This is a genomic window from Phaeocystidibacter marisrubri (genome assembly GCF_008933165.1).
In the GTDB taxonomy this organism is placed as follows: domain Bacteria; phylum Bacteroidota; class Bacteroidia; order Flavobacteriales; family Schleiferiaceae; genus Phaeocystidibacter; species Phaeocystidibacter marisrubri.
Genome location: NZ_WBVQ01000001.1, coordinates 488,993 through 502,774 on the forward strand (window position 1 = coordinate 488,993; position 13,782 = coordinate 502,774).

General features: G+C 44.3%; 8 protein-coding genes. 2 read left to right on the plus strand and 6 right to left on the minus strand.

Annotation, left to right across the window (positions count from 1 at the left end; translation table 11 throughout):
* The first annotated feature begins 138 nt into the window (after positions 1-138).
* Positions 139-5,193: a fibronectin type III domain-containing protein gene (locus F8C82_RS02145; RefSeq protein WP_170266121.1), complete on the plus strand. Its 5,055-nt coding sequence runs from the start codon at positions 139-141 to the stop codon at positions 5,191-5,193.
* Positions 5,194-5,420: 227 nt separating this feature from the next.
* Here F8C82_RS02145 and F8C82_RS02150 read toward each other — a convergent pair whose 3' ends face one another.
* Entirely contained in the window at positions 5,421-6,209 is a 789-nt protein-coding gene (locus tag F8C82_RS02150; protein ID WP_151691786.1) for an inositol monophosphatase family protein, read from the minus strand.
* Positions 6,210-6,262: 53 nt separating this feature from the next.
* Positions 6,263-7,588: a tRNA (N(6)-L-threonylcarbamoyladenosine(37)-C(2))-methylthiotransferase MtaB gene (gene mtaB, locus F8C82_RS02155; RefSeq protein WP_407675823.1), complete on the minus strand. Its 1,326-nt coding sequence runs from the start codon at positions 7,586-7,588 to the stop codon at positions 6,263-6,265.
* 105 nt (positions 7,589-7,693) lie between these two features.
* Here mtaB and F8C82_RS02160 point away from each other — a divergent pair, with 105 nt between their 5' ends.
* Entirely contained in the window at positions 7,694-9,310 is a 1,617-nt protein-coding gene (locus F8C82_RS02160) for an ABC transporter substrate-binding protein (protein ID WP_151691788.1), read from the plus strand.
* Here the strand turns inward: F8C82_RS02160 and F8C82_RS02165 are convergent.
* Genes F8C82_RS02165 through mutL form a run of 4 tightly spaced genes read right to left on the minus strand, consistent with a single transcriptional unit; the run spans position 9,299 to position 13,781 of the window.
* Positions 9,299-10,378, minus strand: a complete 1,080-nt coding sequence (locus F8C82_RS02165) for an endonuclease/exonuclease/phosphatase family protein (RefSeq protein ID WP_151691789.1) — start codon at positions 10,376-10,378, stop codon at positions 9,299-9,301. The genes F8C82_RS02160 and F8C82_RS02165 overlap by 12 nt on opposite strands.
* Positions 10,375-11,268 carry a rhomboid family protein gene (locus F8C82_RS02170; RefSeq protein WP_151691790.1) on the minus strand — a complete coding sequence of 298 codons (894 nt, stop codon included), beginning with the start codon at positions 11,266-11,268 and terminating at the stop codon, positions 10,375-10,377. Before F8C82_RS02170 ends, F8C82_RS02165 begins: the two co-directional genes overlap by 4 nt.
* A 3-nt stretch (positions 11,269-11,271) precedes the next feature.
* A complete protein-coding gene (locus F8C82_RS02175) occupies positions 11,272-11,943 on the minus strand; it encodes a rhomboid family intramembrane serine protease (protein ID WP_151691791.1) in 672 nt (223 codons plus the stop codon).
* Entirely contained in the window at positions 11,943-13,781 is a 1,839-nt protein-coding gene (gene mutL / locus F8C82_RS02180) for a DNA mismatch repair endonuclease MutL (protein WP_151691792.1), read from the minus strand. Before mutL ends, F8C82_RS02175 begins: the two co-directional genes overlap by 1 nt.
* Position 13,782: the final 1 nt, after the last annotated feature.

Below are 13,782 nucleotides of genomic sequence, written 5' to 3' on the forward strand. Positions count from 1 at the left end.
TTCCATCAACTATTTTCGGGCAGTTCAGAAAGTGCGTGTTGTATTCGTATGAACCTGAATGTTTTAAATTTCACACTTATCTTAAAAGTCTGTACATACATTGAAGAATGGCTGTGTAGACCTAACACAAAAAACTCTATGAAGAAATCTACTCTTCGGAGGTGGCTTGGAACAGCTACCTTCATGTTGTCGGTTTTACTGTCGCCCGGAGTGCAAGCAGGTAATTATACCTTGAGCTTATTAGACTCGTACGGTGATGGTTGGAACTCCAACTCCATCGAACTAAAGGTTGATGGACTCTCTACAACTTATACTCTCGAAGACGGGTATCAGTTAGACGTACAAATTACTGCAGAAGACCCTTCAGCAGTATTGATGAATTATATTGATGCAGGATCGTATCAATCAGAAGTGAGTTTTGAGCTTTTGGATGATAATGGGAACGTGATTTACTCTTCAGGCAACGCACCAATGAGCGGGTATCACATTTCATCAGCACTTCCAGCATTTAATGCAAAGAAAAGTGTTGTAAATCCTATTACTACCTTCCCTTACTTACAAGATTTTGAAAGTGGAGATGGTGGTTTTGTGGCAGGAGGGGTTAGCTCTTCTTGGCAATGGGGAGGTCCAGCAGGGACTGTGATTGCAGCCGCTAATAGCGGTGACAGCTGTTGGGTTACGAATCTTTCGGGTTCTTACAACAACTCGGAAAATTCAACTCTAACTACTCCAATTTTTGATTTTACCTCTTTCACCAACGCCGTTCAAATCAGCTTCGCAATTTTGTATGAAACTGAAGGATGTTGTGATGAGGGCTACTTTGAACTTTCGGTAGATGGCACAACTTGGCACAAAGTGATGCCAAATGCACTTACTACCAACTGGTACAACGACCTTGGAAATAACTGGTGGGATGGAACCAACAATGGTTGGTTGACAGCTACGGCTTCTATTGACTCGTTGGCGGGTCAAAGCTCTGTGCAGTTCCGTTTTGTATTCAGTTCTGACGGTAGTGTAGTTCGCGAAGGTTTTGCCATTGATGACTTCCAGGTTACTGAAGCACCGTGTTCTTACCCTAGCAACTTGACTGCCACCAATATTTCTATGACTAGCGCAGATTTGGTGTATTCAACAGTTGCATCAAACTCAAACCTCGTTTGGGGTCCTGCTGGATTTGCGATCAATACCGGAACATTTGTATATGATGCAAATGATACCGTTTCCATCTCTGGTCTTACTATGGCTACTCAATATGAGTTCTATGTTCAAGATAGCTGTGGTGTTGGTAACGCTAGTGTTTGGGTAGGCCCGTTCTCTTTCAGAACACACCAAATGACAGTTACATCTCTTCCTTACTTTGAAGGTTTCGAAGGTGGTAATGGTGGTTTTATTACTTATGGAACGAACCCTTCATGGCAATTTGGAGCTCCAACAGGTACTGTAATCAATGCTGCATACGCAGGAACAAATGCATGGGTTACCAACTTGGCGGGTTCTTATAACAACAGTGAAATGTCGTATTTGACTTCTCCAGTTTTTGACATGTCAAGTGTTATGATGGGAGTGGAGTTGAAGTTCGCCATGCAATACGAAACTGAAGCCTGCTGTGATGAAACATGGGTAGAGGTTTCTCTAGATGGCGGTGTTACATGGAACAAAGTAACAGCCAATGGTTCAGAGCAGAATTGGTACAACGATACATCAAATGATTGGTGGGATGGAGCGAGCACAGGCTGGCAAATGAGATCTATCTTGATTTCTTCTGTAGCGGGTCAAAGTGCGGTTCAGTTCCGTTTCGCATTTAGTTCAGACGGTAGTGTGATTCGCGAAGGTGTTGCAATCGACAACTTCGAAATCAATGAACTTCTTTGTTCTTATCCTGATAGCCTTGCTATTTCTAATATTGGTAAGAATTCAGCAGATATCTCTTGGACTTCATCTAGTTCAAACCCTAGCATTGTAGAATGGGGTGAAACTGGTTTCGTTCAAGGTACAGGTTCATTTGCACACAACACATCTTCTCCAACCATCATGACGGGTCTATTACCTGGTACAGCTTATGATGCGTATGTTAGAGATAGCTGTGGTCCAGCTGCTCTTGGCCCATGGAGAGGACCGATTACGTTCTATTCAGCACAAGACACACTTTCTACACTTCCATACGTAGAGAATTTCGAAGCAACTGCTGGTGGCTGGGTTTCAGGTGGTACCAACGGAACTTGGGAATGGGGTCTACCAGGTGGTACTGTAATTTACGAAACCATCAAGGGTAAGAAAGCTTGGGTTACTAACCTAGACGGTGATCACAATCCAGGTGAATCTTCTTGGATTCGCACTCCAGGATTCGACCTTTCTGCAGAAACTCAAGATATCGTTGTTGAATTCAATATTCAGCATGATCTCGCAACTTCAGGAGATGGTGCATGGTTGGAATTGTCTACAGACGGTACAAACTGGCACAAGGTAATTGACAATGGTAGCGGTGTAAACTGGTACAACAATACTTCATCACAGTGGTGGAATAACGTTGATTCTGCTTGGAAAACATCGCGTATCATCCTCGATAGCTTGGATGGAATGAGCTTCGTTCAATTCCGTTTCATGTTCTCTTCAAATACCTTTACTCAGAATGAAGGTGTTGCAATTGACTTCTTCAATATTGATGTGTTGACTTGTTCAGTTCCTTCGAACGACACAGTTACAAACATCACCAGTACTTCTGCAGATATCATCTATAACTCTACAGCTTCTGGTTCTAATGTTGAATACGGAGTTAAAGGATTTATTCAAGGTCAAGGTACTTTCATTGCCAATGCAAACGATACCATTGCTCTGACTTCTCTTACACCAGGTACCACATATCAATACTACATTCAAGATAGCTGTAGTGCTGGAAACATTGGTGTTTGGGTTGGACCATTTGAGTTCACTACCAACCAAGAAGTGATTTCCACTTTCCCTTACTCTGAAGGTTTTGAAACTGACAATGGTGGTTGGATCGCCGGTGGCGCAAACTCTTCTTGGGAATGGGGTGTACCTGCGGGAACATTCATCTCTATTGCGGGACAAGGTTCTAACTCTTGGGTTACTAACCTAGATGGCTCTTATAACAACAGTGAGAATTCATATATCCGTTCAGTGATCTTCGACTGTAGCTCATTCACAAATGATTTGAGCTATTCATTCACAATGATCTATGAAACAGAGGCGTGTTGTGATGAAGGGTATGTTGAATACTCTTTTGATGGAACAAACTGGATGAGATTGGTAGACAACGGTACAGCTACCGCATGGTACAATGACCTTGGTAACCAATGGTGGGACGGAACAGATGCTAACTGGAACTACAGAACGAATGTAATTCCAGGTTCTGCAGGTCAATCTTACGTTCAGATTCGCCACGTATTCTCTTCTGACGGATCTGTTATCCGTGAAGGATTTGGTGTGGATGATATCTTCGCTGAAGAATTGACTTGTCCTATTCCTGCATCACTTGGAGCAACTAATATTGGTACATATGATGCTGATATTTACTGGACTTCTACAGGTACTCAGTGGAATGTTGAATATGGCCCTGCTGGATTCACTCCACAAACAGGTATGGGTACAGTAACTTACGTGACTAACGACACTGTAAACCTAGCTTCATTGACTCAGAATACTTGTTACGATTTCTACGTACAGGATTCTTGTTTGGCAGGAAACAGCATCTGGGTTGGACCTTTCAACTTCTGTACGCTTCCTACTTGTCCGGCTCCATCTAACTTGGGTACCGGTGATGTGACTACAACTACAGCTTGGCTAACTTGGACAGGTAACAACGTTCCAGGTAACTACCAAATCGAATATGGTGCAGGTAACTTCCAGTTCGGAACAGGTACAGCAATGACTTCAACTGCAGATAGTCTTGAATTGACTTCATTGACAGCTGCAACTGAGTACTGCTACTACGTTCGTGAAATCTGTTCAGTAGGTGATACCTCTGCGTGGTCTGGACCATTCTGCTTTGCCACAGATTGTCCGGCAGTGATTCCAGGTGACGACTACGCGTCGGCTATCCCTGCGACTAGCTTCCCGTACACCTACAGTGGCAATACTGCGTTCTGTTACACTAATCAAGTTTCATTGAGATCTTCTCAAGAGGTTGTGTTCGCTTATGTTCCAACTGCAGTGGCTACTGGAGTAACCGTATCACTTTGTGGTTCAACCTTCGATACGTACTTGTATGTACAAGACGATCAATTCAATACACTCGGCTTCAATGACGACGCCTGTGGGTTGCAATCTGAGGTGACTTTGACTACTTCACCAAGTGCGATTTCAGATACACTTTATGTAGTTGTTGAAGCCTTCAGTACTGGTCAGGGTGCGTTCACTTTGAACATTACAGAGGTTGTTCCTTGTCCGGTTCCAACGGCTTTGACGATGGGTACTCAGAACTGTAACTCTGTTCAAGTTTCTTGGACAACTACAGGTGCTGTTGACTATCAAGTAGAAGTAGGTGCTACTGGATATACTCCAGGCTCAGGTACTGCTTCAACCACTGCAAACACAAGCACTACTATCAATAACTTGATGCCGAATTCATCTTACGATGTTTACGTACGTGCAAACTGCGGTAATGGTGATACTTCATCTTGGGCAGGTCCACTGACCATCAGTACCTTGAATTCTGTTGTTCCTGCAATCAGCGCGTCTCACACTATCGGTGCGATCACAGCAACCGATGCAACAGTAGACTTCTCTGATGCGGGTACAGTTGCGGATAGCGTGTCTTGGGACTTTGGTGACGGTTCTGCCGTTGTATACGGAAGTACACCAACTCACTTGTACACCAGTAACAATACCTACACTGTAACGGCAACTGCAATTACAGCATGTAGCACAGATGACACTACGTTCACTGTGTTGATTGAAGGTATTTCAGTTGAGGAGAACACCATCCATGCATTCGACGTATTCCCTAATCCAACTACCGGTGTGATCACTGTTCAGTTTGATGAGGTAACAGGTAGAAATGCAACATTGGAATTGGCTGATCTTCAAGGTAGAGTTCTATCTCGTGAAGGAGTAGAGTTCAGTACTGCTGGAAACAGCGTTCAACTCGATCTTTCTAATCTACCTAAGGGTGTTTACCTTCTCCGATTCAACGGAGAGAATGCATCTCAAATTGAACGTATCGTTCTGAAATAGGTTGATTAGCATTTACTAGAATATGAGATCCCCTCGTCGAAAGGCGAGGGGATCTTTTTTTATTGATTAGTAGAGGCCGTTGAGGTGTAAATCGTCTTTTCCCAGTAGGCAATGTTAAGGTGCTGGAATTGCTCCCAACCCTTGTGTCAGAATGATGGGAGTACCAGTATAGGGAAAGTGCAGGGAAGACTCTACTCAGAGGCTCTGTAAAGCCGTTAACGGATGGATTAGAGGTGAGAGGTCACTAGCTGGACGAGCTCTTCTTCAATTGCGCTAGAATAGGCAATGATCTCTCTGCCAAAAATGGGGTCGTTGGTTGGTGTAAATGCGCGAACCTTTCCACCCGCTTCTTCCACGATATGCGCTCCAGCAGCTACATCCCAAGGATTGAGACTGTATTCGAAGAACCCATCGAATCTTCCACAAGCTACATAGGCAAGGTCAACGGCCGCAGAACCCCAACGTCGAACGCCTCTTGTTTTCTGGAAACACTCACGAAGTAGGTTGAGGTAGGCTTCCATCTTGTGGAAGTCGTAATACGGAAAGCCCGTAGCAAGCAGGGAATCCGATAGGTGAGGGTTGGTACTGACGCGAATTGGACGGTCGTTACAGAAAGCCCCTCCGCCTTTCCATGCGTAGTAACACTCATTCTGTCCTACTTCATAAACCACGCCCATAATAACCTTCTCGCCGTCGTGCAGCGCGATGCTTACGGCGTATTCAGGAAGTCCGTGAAGAAAGTTCGTCGTGCCATCCAAAGGGTCAACAATCCAGTTGGCTCCATTTTTATTGGGTTCACCTGTTCCTTCTTCAGCAATGAATCCAGCATCAGGGTAGATGTTTTTCAAACCGAGAACCAGGCGTCTTTCCGCTTCTTTGTCCACATGGGAAACTAAGCTATTCAAGCTCTTTGTTTCTACATCCGCAGCGGTAACCACACTTTGCTCTCTGCGCATATATGCACCTACTTCTCGTGCAAGGTGCACCGTTTCTTTACAGATCGCTTCGAGTTTCATGAACAGAGTTTAGGTGGTTGGTATGGATGGATAGGGAATGAGGTTTCCCCGAATTACGCTTCAATTCCCACGGGTTCAAAACGCACAAGGCCGTCATCATCGATGCTGGTCAGTTTTACTTCAGCAACAGAGTTGACCAGAGCGGGATCCCAATGGGTTTTCACTTTGACGTAGTTCTCGGTAAAACCGTGAATCCAGCCCTCCTTGTTTTCACCTTCAAATAAAACGCGGCGAACAGTGTTCATTTGGTCCTCATAAAAGGCTCTTCGCTTCTTAGCGGAAAGCACGCGAAGCATCTTATTGCGCTTCTTGCGGATGTCTTTTGGAACCACTCCGTCCATGTCCCAAGCTTCGGTGTTTGGACGCTCACTGTAGGTGAATACGTGTAAATAAGAGATGGGAAGTTCTTGTAAGAAACGATACGTTTCCATGAAGTGGTCGTCCGTCTCTCCCGGGAAACCTACGATCACATCCACACCAATACAGGCATGAGGCATGACCTCTTTGATTTTGGTTACTCGATCTACGTATAGATTGCTCAAGTATCTTCTCTTCATGCGCTTTAGCATATCGTCGCTTCCACTTTGAAGAGGGATGTGGAAATGAGGCACAAAACGAGAGCTCTTGGAAACAAAATCAATTGTTTCGTCCTTGAGTAAGTTGGGCTCGATAGAAGATATTCGCAATCGATCAATTCCCTCAACTTTGTCGAGTTCTCTCACCAATTCAAGAAAAGTGTGCTCATGGCGTTTGTTGCCAAACTCACCTTTTCCATAGTCGCCAATATTAACTCCAGTAAGAACAATCTCCTTGATGTCTTGCGCGGCAATTTCAGCCGCATTTGAAACCACATTCTCCAAGGTGTCGCTTCTACTAATCCCACGAGCGCGAGGAATGGTACAATAGGTACACTTGTAATCACAACCATCTTGAACTTTCAAAAAGGCTCGTGTTCTTTCACCAATGGAATACGATCCGATGAAGGAATTCGCTTCGTCGATTTCACAGGAGTGAACTTCGCCGTGATCCGACTTGGTCAGGTCATTCAAATAATCAGTAACCTTGAATTTCTCAGTGGCACCTAGTACGAGATCAACTCCATCAATCGCTGCAATTTCCTCGGGTTGAAGTTGGGCATAGCATCCAACAATCACCACAAAAGCATCTGGATTCTGGCGCATGGCACGGTTCACAATGCTCTTGCATTCTTTGTCGGCATTTTGCGTAACAGAGCACGTGTTGATCACATATACATCTGCCGCTTGCTCAAATTCAACTTTAGCGAAGCCTTTATCCACAAAATCACGCGCGATGGTGCTTGTTTCTGCAAAGTTCAACTTGCAGCCAAGTGTGTGAAATGCAACTGATTTACCGTTCATGTCCATAGTGGCGGCAAAGGTACAACAAAGCCCTATCCTGAACCAAAGGGCTATTGTCTCACTCTATCAGACAAATATCATTTGATAGAATCTTACATTTGGCCTATGATCAAAACTGCATGGATTCAGCGGTCTGCTGTATGTCTATTTATGTTGATTTTTTCGTGCTCTACGGTTCCAGAAGTGCCAGAGGAAACGGTTTTTCGCTACAACGAATCCACCGGTATCTCCACTTTAGACCCTGCTTTTGCGCGGGAACAGTCTAGCATTTGGGCCTGTAACCAATTGTTTAACGGATTGGTACAGATGAATGATGATCTTGAAGTTATACCCTGTATCGCGCAGAGTTGGACGATCTCAGATAGCGGCAGAACGTACACTTTCGCATTGCGCGATGATGTGTTTTTCCATTCTCATTTCCTTTTTGGAGAGGACAGCACACGTAGGGTGGTGGCGAGTGATTTTGAATACAGTTTTTATCGACTTACTGATCCGAAAACGGCTTCGCCCGGTGCATGGGTGCTTCAAGGCGTTTCATCCATATCTGCCACTCATCAAGACACCTTGGTGATTCACCTGAAAGAGCCATTTAGTCCTTTTTTAGGGATGCTGACGATGAAGTATTGCTCGGTAGTGCCTCGTGAAATAGTGGAAGACTTGGGCGATCAGTTTGGAAGGGAACCCATTGGTACAGGGCCATTTTCTTTTCAATGGTGGTCCACCGATGAAAAGTTGGTCTTCCGCAAGAACCCGCTTTATTTTGAGTTTGAAGAGGGTGTTCGTTTACCATACTTAGAAGCGGTTGCTATTGATTTTATCACCGATCGGCAGGCGGCCTTCTTGGAGTTTCTCAAAGGGGATATCGATTTGCTTTCAGGTTTGGATGCCAGTTACAAAGATGAATTGCTGACCAGTGATGGAGTACTTAAAGAGGAATACGAGGGACGCTTTCAACTTCAAAAGTTGCCTTATCTCAATACCGAGTACTTGGCAATCAATCAGAGCTGGGGAGAAGAACAAGTCATTTCTGATGTGGAATTTCGAAGAGCCCTCAACCTTAGTGTAGACCGCGTAAAAATGATGCGCTATCTGCGCAATGGAATTGGCCATCCTGCCGATGGCGGGATGATTCCATCGGGACTAAAGGGATATCATCCTGCAAGAACAGGAGGCTATTCCTTTCAACCCGACTCGGCAAAAGTACTTCTGGAGATGGTTCGCAGTCGCCACAATGGAGCAATTCCGTCGGTTACCTTAAACACCACGTCCAATTATTTAGATTTATGCGAGTATCTTCAATCGAGCTGGAACAAAATGGGAATTCCTGTTGAGGTAGAAGTACTTCCCGCACCAACACTACGTGAGGGAAAAGCAGAAGGGACTTTGGCGTTTTTCCGGGCATCTTGGATTGCCGATTATCCAGATGCTGAGAACTATCTCTCCCTCTTTTATTCAGAGAATTTCACGCCAAACGGACCCAATTATACGTTCTTTTCTAATGCTGAATACGATCGTCTCTATGCCTTGGTAAGAGCCTCTACAGAGGATGGCGAGCGAATAGAGTATTACCAAAAAATGGATAGCATTTTGGTGGCAGAATCTCCAGTGGTTCCACTGTTCTACGATGAAGTGGTGAGGTTTGTCCCTCGCAGTGTGGAGGGGTTGACACCCAATGCCTTGAATTTGCTAGACCTTAAGCGGGTGTTCAAGTCAGTTCGATAATTGAATTTTACACACGACCGGTTTGTGATCACTCACATCTACAGGGAGTGTTTTGAAATTTCCCACTTTGAAGGATGGATGAGCAAAGATGTAATCAATGCGGAGTGAAAATAGCTTCATCTTGTTGTAGGTGTCACCCGTTCCCGCTCCAGATTCTGCGAATGCATCATTCAAATTCTCCGCAACTTGATGATAAGCATAGGAGGAAGGAGTGTCGTTAAAGTCGCCGCAGAGAATCACGGGATATGGAGAATTTTCAATAAAGGCCTTTAATTCATCCGCTTGATTTCCACGGATGGAGTACGATTCAGCCAAGGTTCTATAGATGGCCTTTCCTTCTGTTTCAAGTTTCTTGGAATCCAACTCCGTTTTCGATTCTCCCCCTAGGGATTGATAATCTTCTGGTGTTAGTCCCGTGTTTACCAAGTGAACATTAATCACTCGAACCACCTGTGAGTCGATTTGTAAGTCGCTCCACATGAAAGTTCGATACGTGCCTCGCTGTTTGCTGAACTCAACCTGACCTGAGTTTACAATTGGGAATTTTGAAAAAATGACATATCCCAAACCGCGATTGAGGCCATTGGAGAACTGAACTTGATGAGGAAATTCAAGTTGGTCTTTGCCGCGTAACTCACGGAATTCTTGAAGACAAACTATGTCGGCTTCTTGCGCATTGAGGGCTGAAACGAGTGTTTCTATTCCATCTCTAGCTGGTAAGCTATTGTATGGAGACCACGCTCTGACATTCGCCGAGAGAACTGTGATAGACTTTGCATCTTCTGGTAAACTGGAAGATGAAAATTTAAAGACGGTGTTCCAATGAGGCCAAAGTCCAATAATAAGAATGATAGCACTTCCTAGAGCAACCTTGCCCGACTTCATCAACCAATAGACCGTAAAGATCAACTGGGCAATGAGAAAAACGGGATAGGACAAGCCAGCTACACCTGCCCAGTGTGCCGATTCTGGATTAATCCTATAGGCATAGGCAGAAATGAGAAGTCCAATCGCGATGGGCGATTGAAGAACGAGTAGGAGACGACGGCCAATTTTTAGCGATTTCACTTCTTGGAGAATTGAAAGAGGAAGTCTTTTTCCTCTTTGGAAAGCTTGTCGTAGCCGTTCTTTTTAATCTTATCCAAGATCTCGTCCATTCTAGCTTGATCTGAAGTTTGATAGGTCGTTGACGCTTTTGTCTGTGTCGTCTTCGAATATCTCGATCTACTCTTGTGAACCGTTTTCAATTTTGGTTTACGCTTGAAAAGTTCGCTGATTCTCCTGATGAAATCCCAGAAAGAATTCGACCAATCGACGTTTCTGTCTAAGGCTTGAACATAAAGATATCCCACCATGGCTCCTCCTAAGTGAGCAAGGTGACCACCCGTATTTGAGCTTGAAATGCCGGATATATCTAACAGTACGTAGGCAACAGCAATCCACCAAAATTTGAACTCAAAAGGCAATAGCATCAATCGTACAGGGAGGTTGGGAACCTTAGTTGCCGCTGCAATCATGATAGCCATTACACCTGCGGATGCTCCAATCATCATACCTCCTGGTTCGAGATTAGGAGAGATATTGTACATCAAAATGTAGACGGCGGCTCCTGCAATCCCCCCTAGAATGTACACGGGGAGTACGCGCTTGTCGCCCAAGAAATCCATAAAAATCCTTCCAGAGAAGAACAGCACAATCATGTTGAACAAGATGTGAAGGAATCCAAAATGGGTGAACATGTACGTAAGAATCGTCCACGGACGCCACATTAACTCGTATAAGCTCGAAGGAAGGGAGAGTTGTAGACTGATAAAAGCATCAATGTCAAATCCAGTAATGAAACTGATTGCACTCAAAATGATGAGCAACACAAACACCCCTAAATTGATATAAATCAATCGGTTTAGCCAATTGGCTACTAGGAAGCTTTGCTTGATGTTATTGTATAAATTGGACATGATTTAGTATCTCCGTTTATTCCAATATCGAATCAATAAAAATCCGAAGAGCATCCCTCCTAGGTGAGCAAAGTGTGCAACAGAACTACCTGGATTGTTAAAGCCGTTGTAGAATTCAAGAATACCCAATACAAGTACGAAATACTTGATTTTAACAGGAATGGCAAAGTAGAGGTACACCGTGTTGTTCGGATAAGTCATTCCCATAGCGAGTAAGACACCGTAAACAGCTCCAGATGCACCTACCACTCTCAACTCGTTGAAAACACTGTTCAAGTAGTTGACGTCAGCCTGATTAACGGCCTCTCCCATGTATTGATAGTATTCAATCACATTGACCAATTCATACAGAATGCCAGCGCCAATTCCGGTAATCATGTAGTAGATGAGGAACTTTTTACTACCCCATCGGTTCTCCATCGGCGATCCAAACATCCACAGCGTGAACAGGTTGAAGAAGATGTGAGAGATGTTCGCATGCATGAACATCGACGTTACGAACTGGTAAGGATAGAAATTATCCGACATGGGAAAGAAAAGAGCGAGGTATTCACTCAAGTCTACCCCAAAGGTGTTATTCACCGTAAAGGTGGCAAAGAAGAACAAGATGTTAATGATGATCAAGTTCTTGATGACAGGTGGAAGTACCTGATATCTAGCGGGTCCTATTTGCATTATCTAAATTTTTTATCAAGTTCGTCCAAACCAATTTGTACAATGATCGGACGACCGAATATGTCGGTATAAGGCATCTCACACGCAAAAAGTTCATCAATGAGATGTTGCATCTCTTCGCGGTTAAGCACTTGCCCATTTTTAATTCCAATATGGCTACTCAAGCTTTTTGCCATGGCATGTGATGGATCGTTTCGGAACACATCGGCATCCGATTTCACGTCTTCCACCAATTGGTCGAGCACAATTTGAGTTTCACCATCACTGATGTGCATGGGGATTCCCTGTACCAACACTTGTTGAGCACTGGGGAATTCCAATTCAAAACCCATTCTATGAAGGGTGTCATTCACGCTCTTGAGTGCTTCCATTTCTCCGCCATTCATGTGAATAGAAATGGGGAATAGGAGTTGTTGAGATGGGGCGTGATGACCATTCAACACTTGTAAAAATCGCTCGTAATTGATTCGTCTGTGCGCTCTTTGCTGATGAATGGCGATCAAAGCACTTTTCACCTTCGTAATCACATATCGATTGTCGAGCTGGAAATGAGTTGCGTTTTTTTCAATCGTATCATCTTCCCAACCTGAACTTATTTGAATGTTGCCTGACTCTGTGCTTTCACTTCCCTTGTACAACTCTTGCCAATTGTCCGTAGGAGTTTTGCCAAAAGAAGATGATTTGAAGGAAGAGGAAGCCCCACTTGACTGAGCTGGAGTTTTAGGAGTCTCGGTGTTGAATGGGTTGAAGTTAGGATCTACCTGAATGGTAGGAGGGATCACCGCTCGCGTTGGATCGGGGATGGGAATATCTCCTACATTTTGATTGAAATCAAGAGTTGGGGCAATGTTGAATTGTCCCAATGCATGTTTTACAGCCGAACGAATAATCGCATAAATCGCCTTCTCGTCATCAAACTTGATCTCCGTTTTTGTCGGGTGAATATTGACGTCAATTCGCTTGGGATCTATACGAAGATAGAGGAAGTACGATGGGTGTTCATCGCCTTTGATCAGATGTTCAAAAGCGTGATTAACAGCGTGGTGGAGGTAGGAGTTCTTGATGAATCTATCATTCACAAAAAAGAACTGTTCCCCCCGAGTTTTGCGTGCATATTGCGGCTTGAGTACAAAACCACTCAGGGCCACAACATCGGTGATTTCTTCAACAGGAACCAATCGTTCGTTGAATTTCTTTCCAAAAACAGAAGTGATTCTCTGCCTATAATTTCCCTCTGGCAAGTGGAAAATCTCCACATTGTTTTGGGTGAATTTGAATGCGATTTCTGGATTGGCCAGGGCAACGTGCTCAAAGGCGTCAATGATGTGACGGTTCTCTACGTTGTCTGATTTCAAGAATTGCCGGCGTGCTGGAATATTGAAGAACAAGTTGCTCACGGCTAAGCTCGTTCCACCGCCGCATTGACAAACTTTTTGATGGATGACTTTACTTCCTTCAATGCGCAACTCGGTGCCGAGATCTTCATCGTGAGGACGCGTTTTGAGTTCCACTTGAGCAACGGCAGCAATGGAAGCCAAGGCTTCACCGCGGAAGCCCATGGTGTGGAGATCAAATAGATCGTCAGCCAGTTTGATCTTACTGGTGGCGTGTCGTTCAAAGGCCATTCGGGCATCAGCATAGGACATTCCCTTGCCATTGTCGACAACTTGAATAAGGGTTTTGCCTGCATCTTGAATGATGAGGTGTATCTCCGTAGCTCCAGAATCTACTGAGTTTTCAAGAAGCTCTTTTACTACGGATGACGGTCTTTGAACTACTTCACCAGCAGCAATCTGATTAGCAACATGATCGGGAAGTAGGGAGATTATATCGGACATC

Bases quoted from the DNA above. Each gene is read 5' to 3' on its own strand.
- F8C82_RS02145 (WP_170266121.1), top strand. From the start codon at position 139: ATGAAGAAATCTACTCTTCGGAGGTGGCTTGGAACAGCTACCTTCATG.
- F8C82_RS02150 (WP_151691786.1), bottom strand. From the start codon at position 6,209: ATGAAACTCGAAGCGATCTGTAAAGAAACGGTGCACCTTGCACGAGAA.
- mtaB (WP_407675823.1), bottom strand. From the start codon at position 7,588: ATGAACGGTAAATCAGTTGCATTTCACACACTTGGCTGCAAGTTGAAC.
- F8C82_RS02160 (WP_151691788.1), top strand. From the start codon at position 7,694: ATGATCAAAACTGCATGGATTCAGCGGTCTGCTGTATGTCTATTTATG.
- F8C82_RS02170 (WP_151691790.1), bottom strand. From the start codon at position 11,268: ATGTCCAATTTATACAATAACATCAAGCAAAGCTTCCTAGTAGCCAAT.
- F8C82_RS02175 (WP_151691791.1), bottom strand. From the start codon at position 11,943: ATGCAAATAGGACCCGCTAGATATCAGGTACTTCCACCTGTCATCAAG.
- mutL (WP_151691792.1), bottom strand. From the start codon at position 13,781: ATGTCCGATATAATCTCCCTACTTCCCGATCATGTTGCTAATCAGATT.